Below are 22,770 nucleotides of genomic sequence, written 5' to 3'. Positions count from 1 at the left end.
GGCAGCAACCGGCCAAGTCGCTGACGATGACAAGGCCAAGGACGTTGACCGAGCGCATTACGTGGCTTTATGCTTCTTGCAGACTGCTTAGCTGCGATGCAGACGCACAATTGTCTTTTCAAGGAATTGTATGAAGCTGATTGCTGGGGTCGTTTTCATGTCCATGCTTTGCCTAGCGCCTGGTTATTCCGTCGCCTCGGGTTGCCCCAAGGCAGTTCGAGTCGCGCTGCCAAATTTTCCTGTGCCACCTCTTATTTATGGCACCACTGAAGTTGAAGAGCCGCCTGGCAGTATGGTGATCTGGGCTCGTAGTGCGCTCTCTAGCGGTGACTGCAAGCCTTTGATTTCTATTCGGCGCTTACCTGTCAAACGCTTACTGGCCGAATTAAAGGCAAATACAGTGGATGTAGCACCGGGCTTTGCACCGACTTCCCCAAACTTAGCGGTGTTGGTCTTCCCAAGGCGCGGTAAGGAGCTGGATGTCAGTTTGATCATAATTCACGATCGCTTGTCGCTTTACGTCCGCGCCGATGACCTGGCAACAAAGTGGAACGGTAAGCATCTCAACATAGCACAGCCTCGAATTGGCATATCAGCTGGGATCGCAGCGACTAAGGTAGAGGCGGAAAAGCGAGGCTGGCTTGTCGACGAGGCGGGAAATCCGCAAAGTAATCTGGCAAAACTAAAAGCGCATCGGATTGACGCCATCTTAGAGCCCGACGTTTGGTTTGAAACATACTTGAATACCGTTCCAGAACAACGCGCCAGCATTCGGAAACTGGAACCACAGGTCAGTAGCATTGACCGCTATGCGCCGGTGAGTATAGGGTTTTATGGTAGCTACCCCGAATACACCCGGCAGTTTTGGCAGGCAATGCGGCGGCAATCGACGGCCGCAAACTAGGTCCTAGTCAGCTGGCCGTCAAAGATCGGCCAGCGGGGTATTGGCCCCGGTATCCTCGGCCTGGAGAATCTCGATCAAAACGTGCAAGTCCTGCTCCAACCGGGCAAGGGCCTGCTCATCCATTGAGGCTAGCGCACCGGGCAAGACCCCGGCAAACGGCGCGGGCGCCTTGGCCAGGCGCTCAGCTCCCGCTTCCGACAGCCGCAACGCGACCGCGCGCCGGTCGTGCTCGCTTTTCCCCGGCGCCACCAGGCCTTGGGCCGCCAGCGTCTTGACCAGATTACTTGCGGTCGTCTGGTGAATATCGAGCGCCTTGGCCAGTTCGCCAACACCGATGCCGGGATGCTGGGCAACCACACTGAGCGCCCATACTTGCGCGCCGCCGATGCCAGCTGCTTTTTCCACGTTGCGGAAATGGCTCTTCACCGCATTGAAGACAATGCGGAACTGCCGGAGTACCCGCGTGGCGGGCGGGGGTTCACGCGACCGTTCGTCGGCAGCGGGATCGGCGTCAGGGGAGTCAGGCGGGTTCGGCAGCATGCCCGCATGATAGCGCAAATGCCGGCGTCTCAGCGGTGGGGCGCGCGGCCCGGCAGGTTCTTTTCCACCACCGCCCACAGGATCAATCCGTACGACAGCAGGCGCACCAGGTAATGGTAGGGTGAGTCCTCGTGCACGGCGCCGTCCCAGGCTGAGTAGGCGCGGTGCAGGGCCTCGACCAGGAACGACAGGGCGAAGTGCAAAAAGAAGCGCTGCCCGGTACTGCGCCAGAAGCGCAGGAAAAACAAGCTGATGACGGCCGACGCCATGACGATGGCGCCTGTCAGAAATAAGATCATCCGAGCCTCACTTGGTTTCGTAAATCAGGCCAAACAATAACAGCAGCAATGCCACCAGCGCGCTGACCAGACGCAACGGCAACAGGTCAATCTCGGGAAACACCAGCTTGTCGAGCACCAGCAGGATGTTGTTGACCGACATGCCGATAAAACACAGGCCGCTCCAGAACAGCAAGCGCCCCCGGTTGCGCCGGTACGTACTGAGCAACAGCCAGGCGCATGCCAGAGGTCAGCGTGCAGAGCCCGTAGATCAGTTGCGCCATCTCAGACCTCCTTTTTCCAGGTGAATGCGTCGGCAAACTGCTGCAGCTCCGCCGTGCGTGGCGCATAGCGATAAACCGGCGAGGCTGCGGCCCCGGCCGCGCTCAGCGCCCCAATCGCGCGCAAATAATCGAGCACCTTGCGGGCAAGGCGATCGGCGATGTAAAGGCGCCGCGCTACTGCAGCGGTATCCCACTCCTGCGCCGGCGCCGAACGCGCCAGCAACAGCGCCTCCAGGTGCGGGACCGAGGCAATGCTGGTGAAAATGAAACGCCGCAGATCATCGGGCACGGTTGGCGCCACCATCAGCGCGCTCCCGCATAGGCCGGCCAGCGCGGCGAAGGCTGGCCAAACAGTTCACTCGCATGCCGCGCCAGATCGTTAATGCCATAACCGGCGGACAACTGTGCCGTCAACCCGCGGGCCTGGCCGCCATCGCGCAGCAGCGCCTCGGCGATGCCGCGCGCGGCGCCCGTCTCCGGATCGATCCAGGTGCCAGCGACGCCGTCGCGGGCGGCGTTGAAGCGGTTCCAGGTGTACAGTTCAGGCCGTCATCGACGGGCCAGCGCTCCGGCGGCCGGCTCGCTTCGACGCACAAGGCGCGCGCGTAACACGCCAGCGCGGCCGCAAAGGACGGATGGAGCGGGGTGTCGAGCACGCGCAATTCTATCGTGCCAGACTCGGGTTTCGGCCGCACATCCCAGTAAAAATCCTTGACGCTGGTAACAATGCCCAGCGCGGCAAGGCGCGCAAAATGCTGCTCGAACTGCTGCCAGGACCGGATATGCGCCGGCATGGTGCCGCTCATCGGGAAGGCCCCCACCACGTTGCTGCGGGCGCTGCAAAAGCCTGAATTTTCGCCTTGCCAGCACGGCGAGTTGGCCGACAGCGCGATAAACAGCGGCGCCCGCTGGGTCCGCCAGGCGCACAAGCGCACCGCCTCGTCGCCGCTCGGCACCCCGATATGGACGTGCATGCCGAACACGGTAAACAGCTTGGCCAGATAACCGAACTTGCGCGCCGATTCGCGGTAGCGCGCTTTCGGGTAAATCCGCTGGTCGCGCCACTGCTGGAACGGGTGGGCGCCGCCGCCGGAAATCACCGCGCCCACCGCAAACGCCGCGCGTTCGACGCGGTGGCGTATATCCTCGAGTTCGGCCAGCGCCTGCTGGTAGTTGTCCAGGATCGAGGTGGCCACCTCCAGCATCGAGGTGGTGATCTCCGGCGTGGCCACCCAGCGCTTGTCCTGCTGCTCCAGCAGCTGCAAGATGTCTGGCGCCGCCGGCAGTAGGTCGTAGGTCAGCCGATCCAGCACCATCAATTCGAGCTCGATGCCCATGGTGCCCAGCCGGGCCTGTGCGAAGGGCGGCAAGTAAGCCGGGCCCTGGCCGGCAACGGCCAGCGCCTGGGCGGCGGCGGCAGTGACGGTAGACTCATTCATGCAGTTCCTCTTCGTGATTCTCGCCGGCCAGGTGCAGGCCGTACCAGGTCAAGCCCGGCGCCAGCAGCACGTTCAGGGCCAGCAGCGCTGCCATGATCTGTTGCGCCGGCTCGCTCAGGCCCGGGTAGCCGGCCATCGAGTTGTCGACCATCAGCGAACCGAAGCTGACCAGTGAATACATCGACAGTGCCAGCGCAGGCTTCTTGCGGCGCCCCCACGCGGTCGCCGGCGCCAGCGCCAGCCGGGTCACCGCGACCCGCGCCGCAAACACCGTCAGCGCCACCAGCAGCGTTTGCCAATGCCATAGCTGCTCGACTTGCACCAGCGAGGCCGACAGCATGAACAGCAGGGCATAGCCGATGTCCTGGCCGGTGCGCAATTCGGCCTGGAAGACGTTATCACGTTTTTCCGCATTGCGGAGCAACACGCCCATCAGCAGCAGCGACAGCAGCGCGCTGGCCGCGCTGACCGAGCATAGCCCCAGGTCCATCAGCAGCGCCGCCAGCAGCATGCCGGGCCGCAGGTGCGCGCGGGCACGGCTGAGCCGGGTTGCCAGCGCGTATAAGCCATAACATAACAGGGCAATCGCCGCCCCCCACGCCAGGCGCCCCAGCTGTTTGACCAGCTCGGCGCCATAGCCGGCCGTCTCGGTGTCGACCTGGGTGCGCAGCCAGGCAATGCTCGGGGCCAGGGCCAGCAGCGCCAAGACATTGCCGAGGCCGACCAGATTGGCGCCGGCGAACACCGTCACGCCGCTGGCGCGGGCATCGGCCACCATGGAGGAATGGATAATCGGGCTCGACGCGCTCAGGATCGCCGCCATGAAGCCAGCCTCGCCGGCACGCAAGCCGCACGCCGCCAGCAGCGCCCACACTACCGTGCCGCGCAACAGGCACGCCAGCAGCAGGCTGGCGCCCTGGCGCCGGCTGCGCCACAACCAGGCCAGATCCATTTTGCGGCCGACCTCGAACAGCACCAGCGCCGTGGCGGCGTTGAACAATTCCTGAAACTGGGTCGCCACGGCAGCGTCGATCAGGCCCGCGCCGCTGACGCCCAGCAGCAAGCCCGAGGCCACCGCACCGTACAGCCTGGGCAGGCCGCGCGCTGCCAGCAACAGGCCCAGCACCTGGGCCAGCAGCAAGCCGGCGCCCAGCAGCGCCAACGGCGAGGTCAGCCACAACGGCCAGGCCTGCAGCTCAGCGCTCATGGTCGGCCACCCAGATCCCGGCCAGCGCCGCCATTGCGCGCTCCAGCACCGCCATCACGCGCAGCGCCGCCGCCGACTCCGGCTTTGCCGCCAGTGCCGTATCGAGTTGCAAGTGCCAGGGCGGCGCGCTGCGTGCGGGCAGCCACAGATGGCCGATCAGGCGCAGATGGCTGCGCGCCACGGCCGCATAGGTGGCGCTGCGCTGGTGCGGCAAGCTCGGCAGCATCAGGTGGAACACGGCAGGCCAGGTGGCCGCCGGATCGGTGCGCGCCAGCTGGACCTGGATCGCCGCGCGTTGTTCCAGCCGGCTGTCCTCGCGCGCATACGGCAGCGGCAACGCCTGCGCATCGGCCTGCGGCAGCGCGCTCAGGCGCAGGCATTGGCCGCCCAGCGCCCACAGCAGCGCTGCGCCGGTGCGTTCGGCGGCACGCTCTTGCAGGCCACGGTAGCCGAGCGCCAGCGCCGGCGCGCTGCTGTCGGCGTCGGCCGGTGTCGGCAACTGCTGCAATGCCTGCTTTAACTGGTCCCAGCGCTGTTGTTCCCAGCGCCGGGTCACGGCCCGCTCGGGCGGCGACCAGCGCCAGGTCGTGGCGCTCCAGCTGCCATCGGCCTCCATGGCGATCAGGCTCATGCGCTGTGGTGCGCGCGGGTTGGCATCGTCCACCAGCAAGGTCTGGCGCTGCCAGGCGGCATCCCAGACCGGCGCCACGCCAGAGGCGGCATCGGTCTGGCGGCGCCAGTGCCACCACCGCGCAGCAGCACTGATACAGCCGGTCGCGCGGCCCTGATCAAACACCCAGCGCTGCATCATGAGGCGCTGGCGCCAAGCGCATTGCACCGGCGCGCCGAGCCCCCCGTCGGGACCGGCGGCGGGCGCCTCGCAAAACAGCGGACGTTGCGCGCTCATGGCCGCAAACGATCTGGCCAGCAGCGGCAACCCCGCGCCAGCTGCTGGCGTGGCTGCCGACGCTGCAGTGGCCGCCCCGCACAAGGTGAGCGCAGCGACCACATGCCGGCGCCAAGCAGGGGCGCCGATCCCTGGTTGATGTCGTTCCATTTGACAAATCATATGGCAGCAAAGTACATTTGCACAAATGTATTTCACCGCCGGCCCGCTCGCTGCCCCGCACGCCCCATGAAAATCCACCACAACACCGCCGCCACCTTCGCGCGGGAATTCCGCAACTGGCGGATCTGGGCAACCCGCGCAGTGGTGATGGCGACGGCGTGCGCGGCCGGCCTGATGGTCGCCGCCTTCACCTGGGCCGGCGAAAGCGCCATTGAGCTATTCATGCGCCTGTTTGCCGGGCAACCGGTGGCGGCACTGGTGTGGACGCCCTGCTGTGCCGGCGCCATCGTCTGGATCACCCGGCGTTGGTTCAGCGCGGCCGCCGGCTCCGGCATCCCCCAGGTCATGGCGGCCCTGGATCCCGGCGCCACCCCGGCCGTCACCAGCCGGCTGGTGTCCATCCGGCTCAGTATCGCCAAAGTCGCGCTGACGACCTGGGGCTTGCTGGCAGGCCTGTCGCTCGGCCGCGAAGGGCCGTCGGTGCAGGTCGCGGCCGGCATCATGCTCAGCGCGCGCCGCTGGCTGCCGGAGCGCACGGCGGTCAGCGCGCACGGCTTGCTGGTGGCCGGCGGCGCGGCCGGAATTGCCGCTGCCTTCAACACACCGCTGGCCGGTATCATGTTCGCCATCGAGGAGCTGTCGCGCACGCCGGAGCAGCGCAATAGCGGCCTGCTGATGTCGGCCATCGTGCTGGCCGGCCTGATGGCCGTCTCGATCTACGGCAACGCCACATACTTCGGCATCATCCGCGCCACCGGCATCGACTGGTCGCTGCTACTGCCCGGCCTGGTGGTGGCCGTGCTCAGCGGGCTGGCCGGCGGCGTCTTTTCACGGCTGCTGCAAGCCTCACTACTGGGCCAGGGCAAGGATGGGCTGTCGCGGCTGCGCGCTGCCCATCCGGTCGCGTTTGCGGTGCTGTGCGGGCTGCTGGTGGCTGTCATCGGGCTGGTCTCGGCCGGCGCCACCTTTGGCAGCGGCTATGGCCACACGCGCGCCATGGTGGCGGGGCGCGAAGCGGTGCCGGCGCTGTTCTTTCTGCTCAAATTCGCCGCGACCTGGCTGACCACCTGGTCCGGCGTGCCGGCCGGCATCTTCGCGCCGTCGCTGGCGATCGGCGCCGCACTGGGCAATGACGTCGCCCAGTGGTTTCACCTGCCCAGCGCCACCGCGCTCATCGCGCTGGGCATGGTCGGCTTCTTGGCGGCCGCCACCCAGGCGCCGCTGACCTCGTTCATTATCGTGATGGAGATGGTCGACGGCCACGCCATGGTGCTGAGCCTGATGGCCTGCGCCATGATCGCGCGCACCATCGCCAAAGTGATCAGCGCGCCGCTCTATGCCGTGCTGGCCCAGCAGCAGCTCGCCAACGCCGCCAGCCGGGTATAATCACGCGCTGGGTGTTTCCGCCATCGGGGCGAAACAGGGATTGCGCTGGTCGGGCCGCCGCGCGATAAGGTCGCGCCCATGCATTTCGACACCCTGCTCTCCCGCACGTTCACCGCCTTCGTCCGCTCGGAAAAAACCGCCGGCTTCCTGCTCATCGCTTGCACTGCGCTGTCACTGGCGCTCGCCAACTCCGCCGTTGGCGAGGCCTACCGCCATCTGTGGCACGCCCCGCTTGGCGGGCTCAGCGTCGAACGCTGGATCAATGACGGCCTGATGGCCATCTTCTTCCTGCTCATCGGGCTGGAACTGGAACGCGAACTGTACAACGGCGAATTGTCCGACCTGCGCAGCGCCCTGCTGCCCGGGCTGGCGGCTGCCGGCGGCATCGCGGCGCCGGCGCTGATCCATTTCGCATTGAACCGCGGCACCACCACCCAGGCCGGACTCGGCATCCCCATGGCCACCGACATCGCGTTTGCGCTGGGGGTGCTGGCCTTGCTGGGGCAGCGCGTGCCGGCCTCGCTCAAAGTGTTTTTGGCCGCGCTGGCGGTCATGGACGATCTGGGCGCGATCGTGGTCATCGCGGTGTTCTACACCGCCGACGTCGCGCTGGCGTATCTGGCCGCCGCCTTCCTGGTATGGGCCGGGCTGCTGCTGCTGAACCGGCTGGCGCGCGTGCAAGCACTGTGGCCCTATCTGCTGGGCGGCGCCGTGATGTGGCTGCTGATGTTCAAGTCCGGGGTACACGCGACCATTGCCGGCGTGCTGCTGGCGTTTGCCATCCCGTATTCGTCGCGCTGCGACGACACCTCCTCGCCGTCACACCGGCTCGAGCACGCGCTGCACCAGCCCGTAGCGTGGCTGATCCTGCCCTTGTTCGCACTGGCCAATACCGGCATCGCACTGGGCGGCGACTGGCTGCACGGCCTGACCAGCCCCAACGCGCTCGGCATCATTCTTGGCCTGTGCATCGGCAAGCCGGCCGGCATCGGCCTCGCCTGCGGCCTTGCTGTCGCCAGCGGCCTGTGCCCGTTGCCGGCGGGACTGGCGTGGCGCCATCTGGCCGGCGCTGCCCTGCTCGGCGGGATTGGCTTTACCATGTCCATCTTCATCGCCAACCTGGCCTTCCCTGCGGCGCCGGCGGTGGTCAGCGGTGCCAAGCTGGCCGTCCTGTGCGCCTCGCTGATCGCTGGCATGGCTGGCTATGGATGGCTGCGCCTCAGCGCCGGGCGCCAGCGCTAGCGCTCACGGCGCCGCGCTGACCTGCCACACCGTGTTGCCGACATCGTCGGCAATCAGCAGCGCACCGCGGCGGTCCATCGCCAGGCCCACCGGGCGGCCGCGGATGCGGCCATCTACCAGGAAGCCGCCCACCACATCCACCGGCTGGCCAACCGGCCGGCCGCCGCTGAAGGGGATGAACACCACCTTGTAGCCGCTGACCGGATTGCGGTCCCAACTGCCATGTTCGCCGACAAACGCGCCGGCGCGCAGCGTGGCCGGCATGGCGGGCGACTGGCCGCTAAAGGCCAGTCCCAGCGGCGCCACGTGCGACCCCAGGGCGTAGTCCGGCACGATGGCTTGCGCCACCAGGTCGGGCCGCTGCGGCTGGACCCGCGGGTCGAGATGGGCGCCGTAATAACTGTAAGGCCAGCCATAAAAGCCGCGTTCGCGCACCGAAGTCAGGTAGTCGGGCACCAGGTCTGGGCCGATCTCGTCGCGTTCGTTGACGACCACCCACATGGCGTGGCTGTCGGGCTCCCACTGCATCGAATTCGGGTTGCGCAGCCCGCTGGCGAAGATGCGCAGCGCGCCACTGGCACGGTCTATCTCCAGGATGTTGGCGCGGTAGAGTTCGGCGGCCATGCCGTTTTCCGTGATATTGCTGTTCGACCCCACGCCGACATACAGCTTGCTGCCATCGGCGCTGGCCAGCAGGCTCTTGGTCCAGTGGTGATTGATCGGGCCGCCCGGCAGGTCCAGCACTTTGGTGCCGGCGGCGGTGATGCGGGTCGCGCCCTCCGTGTAGGGATAGCGCATCAGGGCGTCGGCGTTGGCCACGTACAGCTCATTGCCGACCAGCGCCACGCCGAACGGCGAGTGCAGGTTCTCGAGGAACACGCTGCGCAGTGCCGCCACGCCGGGCCCGGCCGGACGCACCAGCGTGATGCGGTTGCCGCCTTTGGCGGCCGAGCCACCATACGCCTTGATCGGCCCCATCACCAGGTCCTTGGGCCGGAACACCGGCGCGTGCGGCCCGTTCGACTCGACAATCAAAATGTCGCCATTGGGCAGCGGATATACCGCGCGCGGGTGCTGCAGGCCGGTGGCCAGCGCGAGCACATGCAGCGGCGCGGCCACGGTCGGCGTTTCGCCGACTTTCCAGCCGGCGGCCGGCGCCACCTTCATCGGCGGCAGCAGATAGGCCTTGGGCGCCGGCAGCATCGGCGCGGCGCCGTACTGGGCGGCCTGCTGCGACGGGTCGCCGCGGTCGCAGGCCGCCAGCAGCACAGCCCCGGCCAGCAATGCGCCTGCCGCGCGGCCAAGCGCGGGCGTGATCAGCGCGCCCATCACTGGCTCCCGCCGCGCACCGGCGCCGTGCGCGGCCAGCCGCACCAGATCGCCAGCAGCATCAACAGCAGCGCCACGCTGGATAGCGCGATGCCGCCCGGGACCACCGCCGTGTAGCCGTCGCGGCTGTGGACCAGCAGATTCAGCACCGACACGGCTAGCGCCACGGCGCTGGTGCCGGCATGGGCAGCGGCGAACCGCGGCGCACGCACGGGCGCGTGCAGGATCCAGGTCAGCAGGCCGGCGACGGCCGCCAGCGCCGCGGCGACACAACCGGCGGCCAGCAGCCACACCGAGAAGGTTTGCCAGATGTACAGTGTGGTGCGCCAGTAGGCAAGATCGGCGATCCAGGCGCCGGTGAAGCAGACGGCGGGGAATTGCACCAGCAGCGCGTAGACCGGCTGCTGGGCCAAACCCGAGCGCGGTGGTGCGTCAAGCTGGCGCACTGCTACTGGCGCTGGGGCGAGCGGGACGGCGCCGCTGCGCCGCTCCGCTGCGTGGGGGAATGCGGCTTGGGTGACCATGTCAACCTCCTCGCAAAACGTGGGTGAGACATTTAACATAGCCCGCCGTGGCGCCAGCGTCTGTGGTGCATCGCACGCAATGCGGACATCGTCGCCTGCGACGGGATGGCCAGCCTCAGCGCGTCTTGTCCAGGTCGGCGATGTATTGCTTCATCTCGCCGATCTCCTTGCGCTGGGTAGTGATGATGCCGTCGGCCAATTGGCGCACGCGGGGGTCATGGAGATGGGCGCGGCTGCTGGTCAGGATGGCGATCGAGTGGTGCGGAATCATGGCACGCAGATAGGACAGGTCGTCCACTGTGTCCTGGCTGCGGACCAGCCACAGCGACACGCCGAACACCGCCACGCTGCCGGCGACGATGGCCAGGTTGACGCTGCGGCGCGGGTACATTTTCCACATGAAGGCCAACATAACCAGCGTCATGATCAGCGCCATATAGGCACGGGTTTCGCTGAAGAACACATGGTCAGGTTCATAGGTGTTCAGATACATCAAGCCAAACATGATGACGGTACCAGCGCCGATCATTTGGAAGAATCTCGCATAGCTCATGTCGTCCTCCTCGTAGAAAACGCACATGGTAGCAACTTAGCGCCCACCGCCGCGCGAGCATCATCCGCAGGGTTTACATCTGCTTCATGTTTGACCTCACCTTCCGCGATTGAACGATAAGCAGCCGCACTACCTCACTGATGGTCCGAAGTTTTGGGAAGACGTGTTGGACTTAATGCAAAAAGGGCAGCCCACCGGGCTGCCCTTCTTCAATACTGGAGCGGGAGAAGAGTCTCGAACTCTCGACCTCAACCTTGGCAAGGTTGCGCTCTACCAACTGAGCTACTCCCGCATGGAGTGTTACTACTTTTTACTACGCCACTTAGCTTCCGGAGAAACTGGAGCGGGAGAAGAGTCTCGAACTCTCGACCTCAACCTTGGCAAGGTTGCGCTCTACCAACTGAGCTACTCCCGCTTTGCTTCGTCGTCATCAACAACAGGCCAGCATTATAGAGGTTCTATGGAGCCTGTCAATGGTAAAAATTTGCCGAATCAAAAATATTGTTTATACGATTAGATCTGGCCGGATTTTTCCTTGATCAGCGGCCATGCCAGACGCAGGTAGTAGAACATCGACCACACAGTCAGCACCGCCGCCACCTCCAGCAAGCGCGCGCCCCAGAACTGGCTGTCGATGGCGCCCCACAGCACGTCGTGGAACAGCAGCAGCGGAATCGCGGTCATCTGTGCGGTGGTTTTGATTTTGCCCAGCGAACTCACGGCCACCGACTTGGACGCGCCAATCTGCGCCATCCACTCGCGCAGCGCCGAAATGGCGATCTCGCGGCCAATGATGATGAAGGACATGACGGCATTGGCGCGGTCCAGCTGCACCAGCACCAGCAAGGCGCCGGCCACCATGAGCTTGTCGGCCACCGGATCGAGGAAGGCGCCAAACGCCGAGGTCTGATTCCAGCGGCGGGCCAGGAAGCCATCGAACCAGTCGGTCACTGCGGCGATGATGAACACCAGCGTGGCCGCCAGGTTCTGATCCGCCACCGGCAGCACATTGGTGGGAAGGTAGTAGACGCCCACCACCAGCGGAATCAGCGCAACGCGCAACCAGGTCAACAGAATCGGAATATTGAAGGGCATAAGCTCAAAATAAAGTGCGGCCGTGAAAATTTATAATGCGCCGCTAGTCTACCTTGACGTGGCATATTAAACCAGCACCGTTGCTTTGCTGCCCACTCAATGCAGCTGTTTGTAGATCTCTTCCGCCAGGGCGCTGGAGATACCTTCAACTGTTTTCAGATCTTCCACGCTGGCGTTCACAACGCCGCGCAGGCCACCAAAGCGGGCCAGCAGGCGCTGGCGACGCTTGGCGCCGATACCTTCGATTTCCTCCAGGCGCGAGGTCTGGCGCGTCTTGGCACGCTTGGCGCGCATGCCGGTGATGGCAAAGCGGTGGGCTTCGTCGCGGATCTGCGCCACCAGCATCAGCGCGGCCGACTCCTTGCCCAGTTCCTGCGACGGCCGGCCGTCGACGAACATCAGCGTCTCCAGTCCGACACGGCGCCCTTCCCCTTTGGCGACACCGACAATCAGGCTGATGTCGAGCCCCAGCTCGGCAAACACCTGGCGCGCCATTTCGATCTGGCCCTTGCCGCCGTCGATGAGCACCACGTCCGGCATCACGCCATCGCCATTGGCGACCTTCTCGTAGCGGCGGTACAGCACCTGACGCATGGCGGCGTAATCGTCGCCTGGCGTGATGTCGTTGATGTTGTAGCGGCGGTATTCGCCGTTCTGCATCTGGTGATGATGGAACACCACGCACGAAGCCTGCGTCGCTTCGCCCTGCGTATGCGAAATATCGAAGCACTCCACGCGCAAGGTGTCGATATCTTCCGGCTCCAGCTGCAAGGCTTCAACCAGTGCGCGCGTGCGCGATTGCTGCGAGCCCTGTTCGGACAGCAGCCGCGCCAGCGAGATCTCGGCGCCCTTCTGCGCCAGCTCCAGCCATTTGCGGCGCTGGTCCTGCGGCTGGAAGATCAGATTGATGCGGTGGCCACACTGTTCCTGCAAGGCCTGTATCAGTGCCGGATGATCAAACTCGATGTTCAGGATCAGCGTGCCGGGGATGAACTTGTCGGCATAGTGCTGGGCCAGAAAGGCGGCCAGCACTTCCACCTCAATCGCATTTTCGGCAATCGCCTCGGCATCGCTGAGGTGCGTCGGGAAGTAGGCGCGGTCACCCAGGTGGCGGCCGCCGCGCACCATGGCCAGGTTGACGCAGGCACGCCCGCCCTGTACCAGCACGGCGATGATGTCGACGTCGGCGTCGCCCGTGGTCTCCATGCTTTGCTGGTGCAGCACGCGCGACAGCGACTGGATCTGGTTGCGCACCGATGCCGCCTGCTCGAACTTCAGGTCAGCCGCATAGGCGTGCATTTTCTTTTCCAGGTCTTCCAGCACCTCGGACTGACGGCCGCGCAGGAAGCGCGCGGCGTTTTCCACGTCCAGCTTGTAGTCGTCCTTGCTGATCAGGTCCACGCACGGCGCGCTGCAACGGCCGATCTGGTGCAGCAGGCAGGGGCGCGTGCGGTTGGCGTAGACGCTCTCCTCGCAGGTGCGGATCTGGAAGACCTTCTGCAGGATCTGCATGGATTCCTTGACCGCCCACGAACTCGGGAAAGGCCCGAAATACTGGTTCTTCTTGTCGACGGCGCCGCGGTAGTACACCATGCGCGGCGCATCGCCGCCCGTGATCTTCAGATACGGATACGATTTATCATCGCGGAACAGGATGTTGTAGCGCGGGCTCAATGCCTTGATGAGGTTATTCTCAAGGATCAGCGCTTCCGCCTCACTGTGTGTGACAGTGGTCTCCAGCCGCGCGATGCGTTCGACCATCATGGCGATGCGCGGGCTGCTCAGGTTTTTCTGGAAATAGCTCGAGACGCGCTTCTTCAGGTCGCGCGCCTTGCCGACATAGAGGACTTTATCCTCGGCGTCGAAATAGCGGTAGACGCCCGGCAGGTTGGGCAGTTTGGCGACGGTGGCGAGGACCTGCTCACGCGGGTCCGGCTTGGCTTCCAGATCAGTCATTACTTCGTCTCAATGGGCTTGCTCGACGATGACGAAAGCGACGGCGTAATCCTCCTCGTCGCTGACGGTCACCTGTGCGGTCAGCTTGTTCTTTTCCATGAACTCTTTTAGTATGCCGCTGCATACGATGACCGGCTTGCCGCTGGGCGCATTGAGCATCTGCGCGGACGGCCAGGTCATGGGCATACGCATGCCCAGGCCGATGGCCTTGGAGAAGGCTTCTTTGGCCGCGAAGCGTGTGGCGACAAAGCGGATGCCGCGTACCGGGTTCTTGGCCTTGCGCGCCAAATATTTTTCAAACTCCTGCGGACCGAGGATCTTCTGCGCAAAGCGGTCGCCGTGGCGCGCCAGCGCGGCCTCGATGCGCGGAATCTTGCAGATATCGGTGCCGATACCGTAAATCATTTGCGCGCGCCGATGCGGGTCGAGACCATGATGGCCTTCATTTCACGCACCGCGTTTTCCCAGCCGACGAAGACCGAGTGGGCGACGATGGCGTGACCAATGTTGAGTTCTGCGATTTCCGGGATCGCAGCAATTGCCTGCACGTTGGTGTAGTGCAGGCCATGGCCGGCGTTGACCTTCAGACCCTTGCTGACGCCATACACCACGCCGCGGTGGATGCGCTCCAGTTCCGCCGCCTGTTCGGCGCCTTCGGTGTCGGCATAACGGCCGGTGTGCAGTTCGATCACCGGTGCGCCCAGCGACGCGGTAGCGTCCATCTGCGCTTCTTCCGCGTCGATGAACAGGCTGACGCGGATGCCTTCGGCCTGCAGCTGCTTCACCGCGCGTTCAACCGCGTTGTAGTGACCGACGACATCCAGGCCGCCTTCGGTGGTCACTTCGGTGCGCTTCTCCGGCACCAGGCAGACGTCGGCCGGCTTGATCTTGCAGGCGAAGTCGATCATTTCCTGCGTCACTGCGGCTTCCAGATTCATGCGGGTCAGCAGCTGCGGCGCCAGCGCGATAACGTCGGCGTCCTTGATGTGACGACGGTCCTCGCGCAGGTGCAGCGTGATGCAGTCGGCGCCGGCCTGCTCGGCCAGCAGTGCGGAGCGGATCGGGTCCGGATACTGCGTACCGCGTGCGTTGCGCAAGGTGGCGACGTGGTCGATGTTCACGCCAAGGTCGATGATGGTGCCAGAGGGTTGCAGGAAGCTCATTGTCGTAATCTCGTTCTATAACTGGGACAGATCGATCAGGATCTGGCGGGTATTCAAGGGCGCGCCATTGAGATGGTGGGCGACCAGGAAGCGCATCAGCTGCTTGCTTTGGGCTTGCGTGGCGGCGTCCTCGTAATTTTCACATTCCATATCCAGCAGGGTTTTGCCGGCCACGCGTGGCCACGGATCCGCAGCGCGCTCCGGACGCGGACCGCGTTCGGGATCGACCACATACACCACGTCGGCCTGCACCGGACGGCGCGTCTCCACACAGCGTGTGAAGTCGGCAGCAACGCCTGTCTCTTTAAGTAAGGTCCGTTCGAATTTTCTCAAGACGATGGACGCAGGTTCATTATGCGCCAACTGGTTCAAGGTCGAGACGTAGTGGTCGAACAGGGCCGGATGGGCGTCGTCGCGCGCCAGCAGCTTGACCAGCAGTTCATTGAGGTAGAAGCCGCACAGCAGCGCGGTTTTCTCGAGCGGCAGCATGCCGCCGACCCATTCGGCATCGGTGAGTGTGCGCAGTTCGGATTTGCCGACCCAGCTGGAGGATAAAGGCTGGAAGGTTTGCAGCACGCCGCGCAGCTGCGAGTGCGGACGCTTGGCGCCCTTGGCGATCAAGGCCACGCGGCCGAAGTCGCGCGTGAACAGATCGATAATCAGGCTGGTTTCTTTGTAGGGATAACTGTGCAGGACGAAGGCTGGCTGGCCAGCGACCTTGGTGCCGACGGTGCGTTCGCGCGACGGTGCGCGCGGGCGCTTGGCTGCAGCAGCGGCAGGTGCAACAGCAGCCACCGGCGCCGCTTCAGGCGGCGCTTCCAGGGTGGCGTCTGGCGTGGTGGACATGCTAGTGGTGTGAACCCGCTTACTCGTAGCCGTAGGCGCGCAGACCGGCTTCGTTATCTGCCCAGCCGGATTTCACCTTGACCCAGATCTCCAGGTACACCGGGCCGCCGAACAGCTTTTCCATGTCCATGCGCGCTTGCGTCGACACTTCCTTGAGGCGCGCCCCCTTGTTCCCGATAATCATGGACTTGTGGGTATCGCGCTCGACCAGGATGGCGGCAAACACGCGGCGCAGGTCGCCCTCCTGCTCAAACTTCTCGATCAGCACCGTGCTGGTGTACGGCAGTTCGTCGCCGACAAAACGGAACAGCTTTTCCCGCACGATTTCCGAGGCCATGAATTTTTCACTGCGGTCGGTGATGTCGTCTGGTCCGAAGATCGCTTCGTTCTCCGGCAGGAACTGCTTGAGTTCTTTTTCCAGGCCATCCAGCTGGAAGCGCAGCTTGGCCGATACCGGCACGATGGCCGCGAAGTTGAACTTGGCGGCGACCTGCTGCGCAAACGGCATCAGCGCGGCCTTGTCTTTGACGCGGTCAGCCTTGTTGATGACCAGGATCACCGGCACTTCGGTTGGCAGCAGATCCAGCACCTGCTGGTCGGCCGGGCCAAAGGTGCCTGCCTCGATCACGAACAGGATCAGGTCCGACGAGATCAGCGTATTGGTGACGGTCTTGTTCAGGTTCTTGTTCAGCGCATTCGCGTGGCGGGTCTGGAAGCCCGGTGTATCGACGTAAATGAACTGGGCATCGTCGTAGGTCTGGATGCCGGTAATGCGGTGGCGCGTGGTCTGCGCCTTGCGCGAGGTAATGCTGACCTTGGCGCCAATCAGCGTATTCATCAGCGTGGACTTGCCGACGTTAGGGCGGCCCACAATGGCGATATAGCCGCAACGGTAGTTGGCGGCGGAGGTCTGTTCGGTGGTCATGGTATTTCTCTTTTATTTATTGGCTGCCTTGGCAGACGAAGGCGGGTTGGCGCCATCGTTGGTCTGCACGGTGGCGATGCCGGCCAGCTTGAGCTGTGCTGCGCGCGGCTTGGACTTGCGGACTGCGGCAGGCGCTTTTTGCAGCGCCTGTTCGGCGACTTCCAGCGCCAGTTTGGCAGCGGCCTGTTCGCCGGCACGGCGGCTGCCGCCACGGCCAAACACCTGGATGCCAAGCTTGGGCACCAGGCACTCGATCTCGAACTCCTGGCTGTGCGCGGCGCCATGGGTGGCGATCACATTGTACTGCGGCAGGGAGATTTTCTTCGACTGCAGGAATTCCTGCAGCAGCGTCTTGGCATCCTTGCCCAGGGTCTGCGGGTCGACCGAATCCAGGATCGGAATGTAGAAGGAGCGGATCACATCGCGCGCCTGATTGAAGCCGCCGTCGATATAAATCGCCCCCAGCAGCGCTTCCAGCGTATCGGCCAGGATCGATGGACGGCGGAAGCCGCCCGATTTCAGCTCACCCTCGCCCAGGCGCAGGAACTGCGACAGCTCGAGCTTCTGGGCGATCTCAAACAGCGACTGCTGCTTGACCAGGTTGGCGCGCAAACGCGACAGGTCGCCCTCGTCGATATCCAGGTAACGGTCATACAGGATCGAGGCCACCACGCAGTTGAGGATCGAATCACCGAGGAACTCCAGTCGTTCGTTATGCACGCTGCTATGGCTACGGTGCGTCAGGGCCTGCTGTAAAAGACCAGCATCCTGGAACGTATAGCTTAAGCGAGTTTGCAATAACTGGAGATTCATTGTGTTCTTTATTCGGTTTTCGCGGGTTTGGCGCCACTCTTGGCGGTGGTGCCTTCATATTCAAGCAACAGGCTGGCCGGTCCGACCAGCGGGATTTTCTTTTCGTAGGCGAAGCTGATTTCCGTTTCGCCGTTGACTTTTTCAATAATCAGATCGCGGCTGTTGATCGAGCTGATATAGCCCGCCACCGCACTGGCATCAAACGACTTCTGAATGTCCACGACAGAACCGCCCGCCCCTTTGGCCGTGACGATGGCATTCTGGATCGCACGGTACTCGGTGTAGGTCGGGACGATTTTCAGTCCCAGCACCAGCACCATGCCCAGCAGCGCCAGAATCACAATCAGGCCTACCAGCGAAATACCCTTCTGCCGTGTTTGCATCTTAGTCCCTTTCGACCCAGTGCAGATTAGTGAATGCTGCCAATGCGGCGCAGATTACCCAGGTTCATCCACACAACAATTGCCTTGCCGACAATATTCTTGTCCGGCACAAAGCCCCAGTAGCGGCTGTCCATACTATTGTCGCGGTTGTCTCCCATCATGAAGTAGTTGCCTGCCGGCACTACACAGCTAAAGCCTTCCGAACGGTAGGTGCACGCTTCGCTGTTCGGGAACGGGAACACGCTGTCGCGGTTGTAGGTCGGCTTGCTTTCGTCGTTCAGAATGCGATGGCTGACACCCGTCAGGTTTTCCTCGAATTGCTTGTTATAAACAAGACGCTCGTCATTGAGGTAGTCATCCAGCGTGGTGTATTTCACTTCCACGCCATTCACGGTTAAGCGCTTGTTTTCATACGTAATTTTATCACCGGGCACGCCAACCACGCGCTTGATGTAATCCTGGCTCATATCCATCGGATATTTAAACACCATGACGTCACCGCGCTGCGGATTATTGATCTGCACGATCTTCTGGTTGATGACCGGCAGACGGATGCCGTAGGTGAACTTGTTCACCAGGATCAGGTCGCCCACCAGCAGCGTTGGCACCATCGACGACGATGGAATCTTGAACGGCTCAAACAGGAAGGAGCGCAGGAAGAACACCAGCGCGATCACCGGGAAGAAGCTGCCCGAGTACTCGATCCAGGTCGGCTGGCGCAGGATGCCGGCTTCCAGCTGGGCGCGGTTGCCGGTGTTATCGACCTTGACGCCATCGGCCGTCAGCCTGGCGTTGCGGGCGTCATACTCGGCCAGCGCGCGGTCGGCCGCGGCACGGCGCTGCTTGGCCAGGTAGAACACGTCCAGGAACCAGATCACGCCCGTGACGACCATGAGCACGAACAGGATTAATGCAAAATTACCTAAGATCACTTGCAGGTTCATTTCTCATCCACTTGTAAGATCGCCAGGAACGCTTCTTGTGGAATCTCCACCGAGCCCACTTGTTTCATGCGTTTCTTACCGGCTTTTTGTTTTTCCAGCAGTTTCTTCTTACGGCTGACGTCACCGCCGTAGCACTTGGCCAACACGTTTTTACGCAGCGCCTTGACGTTTTCACGCGAGATCACGTTGACGCCGATGGCCGCCTGAATTGCCACGTCGAACATCTGGCGGGGGATCAGTTCGCGCATCTTGGCGGCCACCTGGCGGCCACGGTAGGCCGAGTTGGAACGGTGGACGATAATCGCCAGCGCATCGACTTTCTCGCCGTTGATCAGCATGTCCACCTTGACCACGTCGGCCGGGCGGTATTCCTTGAACTCGTAGTCCATCGAGGCATAGCCGCGCGAGGTGGACTTGAGCTTGTCGAAGAAGTCCAGCACGATCTCGCCCATCGGCATTTCGTAGACCAGCTTGACCTGGCGGCCGTGATAAGCCATGTCCATCTGCACACCACGCTTGCCGATACACAGCGTAATCACCGAGCCCACGTACTCTTGCGGCATGTACAGGTTGACCGTGACGATCGGTTCGCGGATCTCGTTGATCTTGGTGGTTTCCGGCATACGCGACGGATTGTCCACCTTGATGACGGAGCCGTCACGCATTTCGACCTCGTACACCACGGTCGGCGCGGTGGTGATCAGGTCCATGTCGAATTCGCGTTCCAGGCGCTCCTGCACGATTTCCATGTGCAGCAGGCCCAGGAAACCGCAGCGGAAGCCGAAGCCCAGCGCCTGTGACACTTCCGGCTCATACATCAGCGCGGCGTCGTTCAGTTTCAGTTTTTCCAGCGAGTCGCGCAGCGCGTCGTACTGGTTGGCCTCGACCGGGAACAGGCCCGCAAACACCTGCGGCTGCACTTCCTTGAAGCCAGGCAGCGGCGCCGGCGCCGGCGCGGACGCCAGCGTGATGGTGTCGCCCACTTTCGCCGCTTTCAGTTCCTTGATGCCGGCAATCACGAAGCCCACCTGGCCCGCCGACAACTGTGGCAGCGAGAACGAGCGCGGCGAGAAGACGCCAACGTCTTCGACCAGCTGCACCGAGTCGGTGGCCATCAGTTTGATTTTTTCTTTTGGTTTCAGCGTGCCGTTGACCACGCGCACCAGCATCACCACACCCACGTAGGCGTCGTACCACGAGTCGACGATCAGCGCCTGCAGCGGCGCGTTCGGATCACCTTTCGGTGGCGGTACTTTGGCGATGATCGATTCCAGCACGTCTTCCACGCCCAGGCCGGTCTTGGCCGAGCAATGCACGGCGTCGCCCGCCTCAATCCCGATCACGTCTTCGATTTCGGCAATGGCGCTCGGCGGATCAGCGTTCGGCAAGTCGATCTTGTTCAGCACCGGCACCACTTCCACGCCCAGGTCCAGCGCGGTGTAGCAGTTGGCCACGGTCTGGGCTTCCACGCCTTGCGAGGCGTCGACCACCAGCAGCGCGCCTTCGCAGGCCGACAGCGAGCGCGACACTTCATACGAGAAGTCGACGTGGCCCGGGGTGTCAATCAGGTTCAGGTTGTAGACCACGCCATCGCGGGCCTTGTACTGCAGGGCGGCGGTTTGCGCTTTGATCGTAATGCCGCGCTCGCGCTCCAGATCCATCGAGTCGAGCACCTGGGCTTCCATCTCGCGGTCGGACAGGCCGCCGCACAGCTGAATGATGCGGTCAGCCAGCGTCGATTTGCCGTGGTCGATGTGGGCGATGATGGAGAAATTACGTATGTTGTTCATTAACAAAAATTCAAAAACGAATAGCGACGAAGAGAGGCGCGCAGGCTCGCGCAATACAAAAAAAGCGCTCCGAGCGGGGCATTGTGCCCTGGCGAGCGCCTTGAAGACATTTTATACCCCCGGCATTTTACCGGATTTCAGAGGGGAAAGGCCGACTTATGCAGTGCGAAATGCAAATAGGATGCAGTAATGCTTATTTTTTCAGCAATTCGCGCACTTTGGCTTCGTCCAGGAAGTAGTGGCAGAGCTCGGGCTGGTCCAGATCGGCAAACAGCACGGGCACCAGTTCGTCGTAGCGCGCCAGCAGGACGGGGTCGTTGGCCTGGTCGATATCGATCACGTTCACGCTGAACGGCTGCTGCGGGGTTTGCAACAGCAGCAGCGCGTCCAGCATATCCTGGCATAAATGGCAATAACTGCGGGAATACAGGGTAAATTGCATAGGCGGCGCGTCGTCCTCGCGCCAGCGGGGATCCATACGGAGCAAATTCAGCATGGATCCCCGCCTACGCGGGGAAGACGTTTATTTTGCGGTTGGACGCAGCGAGATGAAGCGGGTCGTGTCGTCGCGACGCACCAGCAGCACCGACGGCTTTTTAGGATCCAGCTTGGCCACCGCCGCGTTGAACTGCTTGGCGTCCTTGATCTCGATGTTATTCAGCTGCAGCAGCACATCACCCTCTTGCAACTGGGCACGCGCAGCGACGCCTTCCGTCGCTTCAATCACCACGCCGCCGCTGAGATTGAGCTCTTTTTTCTGCTCGTCGCTCAGATCGCTGACCTTCAGGCCCAGCGCGTTGGCCTTGCTGACCTCCGGCTCCGCCTTGCCGCCCTTGCCTTTGCCGCCCTTGGCCGGCTTGTCGGCATCCAGCTCCGCCACCGTCACCGGCAGCGTCTGCTCAGCACCCTTGCGCCAAATGGTGATCGTGGCCTTGGAGTTGAGCTCGGTGTCGCCCACCAGGCGCGGCAGGTCGGACGAACGGTTGACGGTGGTGCCGTTGAATTTCAGGATGATGTCACCCGCCTTGATGCCGGCCTTGTCCGCAGGGCCGCCCGGCTCCACCAGCGAAACTTCCGCGCCCTGGGCCGACTTCAGGCCCAGCGATTCCGCCACTTCCTTGCTGACTTCGCCAATCTGCACGCCAATACGGCCGCGCGTCACCTTGCCGCTCTTCTTGAGCTGCTCCGAAACGCGCATGGCTTCGTTGATCGGCACGGCAAACGAAATACCGTTCGAGCCGCCCGACAGCGTCGCAATCTGCGAGTTAATGCCAATCACTTCGCCACGCATATTAATCAGCGGGCCGCCCGAGTTGCCGGGATTGACTGCCACATCGCTCTGGATCAGCGGCAGGTATTCGCCGGTGTCGCGCGCCTTGGCCGAGATAATGCCGGCGGTGACCGTGTTTTCCAGGTTGAATGGCGAGCCAATCGCAATCACCCACTCGCCGGCGCGGATCTTGTCCGAATCGCCCATCAGCAGGAACGGCAGCTTTTCGCCTTCGATTTTCAGCACGGCGACGTCGGTGCGCGCATCAGCGCCCAGCACCTTGGCCTTGAATTCGCGCTTGTCGGTCAAGGTGACGAACACTTCATCGGCGCCATCGACCACGTGCGCGTTGGTCATCACATAGCCGTCGGCCGACAGGATGAAACCGGAACCGACGCCGCGCTGGACCGGCTCATCGGATGGCGCCTGGCGGCGTGGGCCGCGGCCATTCGGCGACGGGATATTGCCACCGAAGAAGCGGCGCAGCAGTTCCTGCATCTCGTCGTCAGCAGGCAGGCCATTGGCACGGTTGTTTTGTTTGGGGCGTTCGGTGGTGCGGATATTCACCACCGCCGGACCGACGCGGTCCACCAGGTCGGCAAAGTCCGGCAGGCCAATCACAGCGCCGGTGACCGGCGAGGCCGCCGTGGCGGGCGACATGCCCAGGGACATCCACAAGCTTGCGCCGAATACCAGCGCGGAAAGAGTTTTACGACCAGCAGAGAAGTTATTTTTCATGGACAGTATCGATCTCTATAAATACTCTATAAACAATAAGCGCGACGTGAGGCTAGCACATGGTAAGCGAAAAATCGCTTACCGTATGCGCG

25 protein-coding genes and 2 tRNA genes are annotated in these 22,770 nt (G+C 63.1%); 3 read left to right on the top strand and 24 right to left on the bottom strand.

Features of this window, described 5'->3' with window-relative positions:
- Positions 1–130 precede the first annotated feature (130 nt).
- Positions 131–904, top strand: coding sequence for a transporter substrate-binding domain-containing protein (locus BUA36_RS09465; RefSeq protein WP_072783862.1), 774 nt, complete (start codon positions 131–133; stop codon positions 902–904).
- 18 nt (positions 905–922) lie between these two features.
- Here BUA36_RS09465 and BUA36_RS09460 read toward each other — a convergent pair whose 3' ends face one another.
- From BUA36_RS09460 to BUA36_RS09430, 7 genes are all read right to left on the bottom strand, one after another.
- Positions 923–1,444: a MarR family winged helix-turn-helix transcriptional regulator gene (locus tag BUA36_RS09460; RefSeq protein WP_072783860.1), complete on the bottom strand. Its 522-nt coding sequence runs from the start codon at positions 1,442–1,444 to the stop codon at positions 923–925.
- 29 nt (positions 1,445–1,473) lie between these two features.
- On the bottom strand, positions 1,474–1,743 hold the full coding sequence (locus BUA36_RS09455; RefSeq protein ID WP_072783858.1) for a DUF5985 family protein: 270 nt from the start codon (positions 1,741–1,743) through the stop codon (positions 1,474–1,476).
- 7 nt (positions 1,744–1,750) lie between these two features.
- On the bottom strand, positions 1,751–1,951 hold the full coding sequence (locus tag BUA36_RS09450) for a DUF5985 family protein (protein WP_229255653.1): 201 nt from the start codon (positions 1,949–1,951) through the stop codon (positions 1,751–1,753).
- 56 nt (positions 1,952–2,007) lie between these two features.
- On the bottom strand, positions 2,008–2,310 hold the full coding sequence (locus BUA36_RS09445) for a hypothetical protein (protein ID WP_072783856.1): 303 nt from the start codon (positions 2,308–2,310) through the stop codon (positions 2,008–2,010).
- Positions 2,311–2,416: 106 nt separating this feature from the next.
- The gene (locus tag BUA36_RS09440) at positions 2,417–3,445 is read right to left on the bottom strand and encodes a YbdK family carboxylate-amine ligase (protein ID WP_072783854.1); all 1,029 of its coding nucleotides are present in this window, start codon (positions 3,443–3,445) and stop codon (positions 2,417–2,419) included.
- Positions 3,438–4,652 (bottom strand): cation:proton antiporter domain-containing protein, encoded by a 1,215-nt coding sequence (locus BUA36_RS09435; RefSeq protein WP_072783852.1) that lies wholly within the window; start codon positions 4,650–4,652, stop codon positions 3,438–3,440. The genes BUA36_RS09440 and BUA36_RS09435 overlap by 8 nt, the downstream gene beginning before the upstream one ends.
- On the bottom strand, positions 4,642–5,709 hold the full coding sequence (locus BUA36_RS09430) for a hypothetical protein (protein WP_139260446.1): 1,068 nt from the start codon (positions 5,707–5,709) through the stop codon (positions 4,642–4,644). Before BUA36_RS09430 ends, BUA36_RS09435 begins: the two co-directional genes overlap by 11 nt.
- A gap of 78 nt (positions 5,710–5,787) precedes the next feature.
- Between BUA36_RS09430 and BUA36_RS09425 the strand changes: the two genes are divergently transcribed.
- Both BUA36_RS09425 and nhaA read left to right on the top strand, forming a co-directional pair.
- Positions 5,788–7,107 carry a chloride channel protein gene (locus tag BUA36_RS09425; RefSeq protein ID WP_072783847.1) on the top strand — a complete coding sequence of 440 codons (1,320 nt, stop codon included), beginning with the start codon at positions 5,788–5,790 and terminating at the stop codon, positions 7,105–7,107.
- A gap of 78 nt (positions 7,108–7,185) precedes the next feature.
- Positions 7,186–8,349, top strand: coding sequence for a Na+/H+ antiporter NhaA (gene nhaA, locus BUA36_RS09420; protein ID WP_072783845.1), 1,164 nt, complete (start codon positions 7,186–7,188; stop codon positions 8,347–8,349).
- A 3-nt stretch (positions 8,350–8,352) separates the two neighbouring features.
- On the opposite strand, the gene BUA36_RS09415 is transcribed toward nhaA, so the two are convergent.
- From BUA36_RS09415 to BUA36_RS09335, 17 genes are all read right to left on the bottom strand, one after another.
- Positions 8,353–9,678 (bottom strand): PQQ-dependent sugar dehydrogenase, encoded by a 1,326-nt coding sequence (locus tag BUA36_RS09415; protein ID WP_072784611.1) that lies wholly within the window; start codon positions 9,676–9,678, stop codon positions 8,353–8,355.
- Complete coding sequence (locus tag BUA36_RS09410) at positions 9,678–10,202, bottom strand: DUF2231 domain-containing protein (protein WP_229255652.1); 525 nt, start codon at positions 10,200–10,202, stop codon at positions 9,678–9,680. Before BUA36_RS09410 ends, BUA36_RS09415 begins: the two co-directional genes overlap by 1 nt.
- A 115-nt stretch (positions 10,203–10,317) precedes the next feature.
- Positions 10,318–10,755, bottom strand: coding sequence for a DUF305 domain-containing protein (locus BUA36_RS09405; RefSeq protein WP_072783843.1), 438 nt, complete (start codon positions 10,753–10,755; stop codon positions 10,318–10,320).
- Positions 10,756–10,971: 216 nt separating this feature from the next.
- Positions 10,972–11,047: transfer RNA gene (locus tag BUA36_RS09400), tRNA-Gly, on the bottom strand.
- Positions 11,048–11,094: 47 nt separating this feature from the next.
- A tRNA-Gly gene (locus BUA36_RS09395) sits at positions 11,095–11,170 on the bottom strand.
- A 98-nt stretch (positions 11,171–11,268) separates the two neighbouring features.
- Positions 11,269–11,850: a CDP-diacylglycerol--glycerol-3-phosphate 3-phosphatidyltransferase gene (gene pgsA, locus BUA36_RS09390; protein ID WP_072783841.1), complete on the bottom strand. Its 582-nt coding sequence runs from the start codon at positions 11,848–11,850 to the stop codon at positions 11,269–11,271.
- A gap of 96 nt (positions 11,851–11,946) precedes the next feature.
- Positions 11,947–13,806 carry an excinuclease ABC subunit UvrC gene (gene uvrC / locus BUA36_RS09385; protein ID WP_072783839.1) on the bottom strand — a complete coding sequence of 620 codons (1,860 nt, stop codon included), beginning with the start codon at positions 13,804–13,806 and terminating at the stop codon, positions 11,947–11,949.
- 9 nt (positions 13,807–13,815) lie between these two features.
- A complete protein-coding gene (gene acpS / locus BUA36_RS09380; RefSeq protein WP_072783838.1) occupies positions 13,816–14,211 on the bottom strand; it encodes a holo-ACP synthase in 396 nt (131 codons plus the stop codon).
- Positions 14,208–14,969 (bottom strand): pyridoxine 5'-phosphate synthase, encoded by a 762-nt coding sequence (gene pdxJ, locus BUA36_RS09375; protein WP_072783837.1) that lies wholly within the window; start codon positions 14,967–14,969, stop codon positions 14,208–14,210. The genes acpS and pdxJ overlap by 4 nt, the downstream gene beginning before the upstream one ends.
- A 15-nt stretch (positions 14,970–14,984) precedes the next feature.
- Entirely contained in the window at positions 14,985–15,815 is an 831-nt protein-coding gene (gene recO / locus BUA36_RS09370) for a DNA repair protein RecO (RefSeq protein ID WP_072783836.1), read from the bottom strand.
- 19 nt (positions 15,816–15,834) lie between these two features.
- Entirely contained in the window at positions 15,835–16,740 is a 906-nt protein-coding gene (gene era / locus BUA36_RS09365) for a GTPase Era (RefSeq protein WP_072783835.1), read from the bottom strand.
- Between the two features lie 12 nt (positions 16,741–16,752).
- Positions 16,753–17,553: a ribonuclease III gene (gene rnc, locus BUA36_RS09360; protein ID WP_072783834.1), complete on the bottom strand. Its 801-nt coding sequence runs from the start codon at positions 17,551–17,553 to the stop codon at positions 16,753–16,755.
- Positions 17,554–17,561: 8 nt separating this feature from the next.
- Positions 17,562–17,936 (bottom strand): DUF4845 domain-containing protein, encoded by a 375-nt coding sequence (locus BUA36_RS09355; RefSeq protein ID WP_072783831.1) that lies wholly within the window; start codon positions 17,934–17,936, stop codon positions 17,562–17,564.
- A gap of 26 nt (positions 17,937–17,962) precedes the next feature.
- Positions 17,963–18,880: a signal peptidase I gene (lepB, locus tag BUA36_RS09350; RefSeq protein WP_072783829.1), complete on the bottom strand. Its 918-nt coding sequence runs from the start codon at positions 18,878–18,880 to the stop codon at positions 17,963–17,965.
- Entirely contained in the window at positions 18,877–20,670 is a 1,794-nt protein-coding gene (gene lepA, locus BUA36_RS09345; RefSeq protein ID WP_072783827.1) for a translation elongation factor 4, read from the bottom strand. Before lepA ends, lepB begins: the two co-directional genes overlap by 4 nt.
- Positions 20,671–20,863: 193 nt before the next feature.
- Positions 20,864–21,112: a glutaredoxin family protein gene (locus BUA36_RS09340; RefSeq protein ID WP_072784609.1), complete on the bottom strand. Its 249-nt coding sequence runs from the start codon at positions 21,110–21,112 to the stop codon at positions 20,864–20,866.
- Between the two features lie 81 nt (positions 21,113–21,193).
- Positions 21,194–22,678: a DegQ family serine endoprotease gene (locus BUA36_RS09335; RefSeq protein ID WP_371851432.1), complete on the bottom strand. Its 1,485-nt coding sequence runs from the start codon at positions 22,676–22,678 to the stop codon at positions 21,194–21,196.
- Positions 22,679–22,770 lie beyond the last annotated feature (92 nt).

It is taken from the genome of Duganella sacchari (assembly GCF_900143065.1).
In the GTDB taxonomy this organism is placed as follows: Bacteria; Pseudomonadota; Gammaproteobacteria; order Burkholderiales; family Burkholderiaceae_D; genus Rugamonas; species Rugamonas sacchari.
This window is presented reverse-complemented; position numbering and strand designations above follow the sequence as displayed.

Bases quoted from the DNA above. Each gene is read 5' to 3' on its own strand.
- BUA36_RS09465 (WP_072783862.1), top strand. From the start codon at position 131: ATGAAGCTGATTGCTGGGGTCGTTTTCATGTCCATGCTTTGCCTAGCG.
- BUA36_RS09460 (WP_072783860.1), bottom strand. From the start codon at position 1,444: ATGCTGCCGAACCCGCCTGACTCCCCTGACGCCGATCCCGCTGCCGAC.
- BUA36_RS09455 (WP_072783858.1), bottom strand. From the start codon at position 1,743: ATGATCTTATTTCTGACAGGCGCCATCGTCATGGCGTCGGCCGTCATC.
- BUA36_RS09445 (WP_072783856.1), bottom strand. From the start codon at position 2,310: ATGGTGGCGCCAACCGTGCCCGATGATCTGCGGCGTTTCATTTTCACC.
- BUA36_RS09440 (WP_072783854.1), bottom strand. From the start codon at position 3,445: ATGAATGAGTCTACCGTCACTGCCGCCGCCGCCCAGGCGCTGGCCGTT.
- BUA36_RS09435 (WP_072783852.1), bottom strand. From the start codon at position 4,652: ATGAGCGCTGAGCTGCAGGCCTGGCCGTTGTGGCTGACCTCGCCGTTG.
- BUA36_RS09430 (WP_139260446.1), bottom strand. From the start codon at position 5,709: ATGGAACGACATCAACCAGGGATCGGCGCCCCTGCTTGGCGCCGGCAT.
- BUA36_RS09425 (WP_072783847.1), top strand. From the start codon at position 5,788: ATGAAAATCCACCACAACACCGCCGCCACCTTCGCGCGGGAATTCCGC.
- nhaA (WP_072783845.1), top strand. From the start codon at position 7,186: ATGCATTTCGACACCCTGCTCTCCCGCACGTTCACCGCCTTCGTCCGC.
- BUA36_RS09415 (WP_072784611.1), bottom strand. From the start codon at position 9,678: ATGGGCGCGCTGATCACGCCCGCGCTTGGCCGCGCGGCAGGCGCATTG.
- BUA36_RS09410 (WP_229255652.1), bottom strand. From the start codon at position 10,202: ATGGTCACCCAAGCCGCATTCCCCCACGCAGCGGAGCGGCGCAGCGGC.
- BUA36_RS09405 (WP_072783843.1), bottom strand. From the start codon at position 10,755: ATGAGCTATGCGAGATTCTTCCAAATGATCGGCGCTGGTACCGTCATC.
- pgsA (WP_072783841.1), bottom strand. From the start codon at position 11,850: ATGCCCTTCAATATTCCGATTCTGTTGACCTGGTTGCGCGTTGCGCTG.
- uvrC (WP_072783839.1), bottom strand. From the start codon at position 13,806: ATGACTGATCTGGAAGCCAAGCCGGACCCGCGTGAGCAGGTCCTCGCC.
- acpS (WP_072783838.1), bottom strand. From the start codon at position 14,211: ATGATTTACGGTATCGGCACCGATATCTGCAAGATTCCGCGCATCGAG.
- pdxJ (WP_072783837.1), bottom strand. From the start codon at position 14,969: ATGAGCTTCCTGCAACCCTCTGGCACCATCATCGACCTTGGCGTGAAC.
- recO (WP_072783836.1), bottom strand. From the start codon at position 15,815: ATGTCCACCACGCCAGACGCCACCCTGGAAGCGCCGCCTGAAGCGGCG.
- era (WP_072783835.1), bottom strand. From the start codon at position 16,740: ATGACCACCGAACAGACCTCCGCCGCCAACTACCGTTGCGGCTATATC.
- rnc (WP_072783834.1), bottom strand. From the start codon at position 17,553: ATGAATCTCCAGTTATTGCAAACTCGCTTAAGCTATACGTTCCAGGAT.
- BUA36_RS09355 (WP_072783831.1), bottom strand. From the start codon at position 17,936: ATGCAAACACGGCAGAAGGGTATTTCGCTGGTAGGCCTGATTGTGATT.
- lepB (WP_072783829.1), bottom strand. From the start codon at position 18,880: ATGAACCTGCAAGTGATCTTAGGTAATTTTGCATTAATCCTGTTCGTG.
- lepA (WP_072783827.1), bottom strand. From the start codon at position 20,670: ATGAACAACATACGTAATTTCTCCATCATCGCCCACATCGACCACGGC.
- BUA36_RS09340 (WP_072784609.1), bottom strand. From the start codon at position 21,112: ATGCAATTTACCCTGTATTCCCGCAGTTATTGCCATTTATGCCAGGAT.
- BUA36_RS09335 (WP_371851432.1), bottom strand. From the start codon at position 22,678: ATGAAAAATAACTTCTCTGCTGGTCGTAAAACTCTTTCCGCGCTGGTA.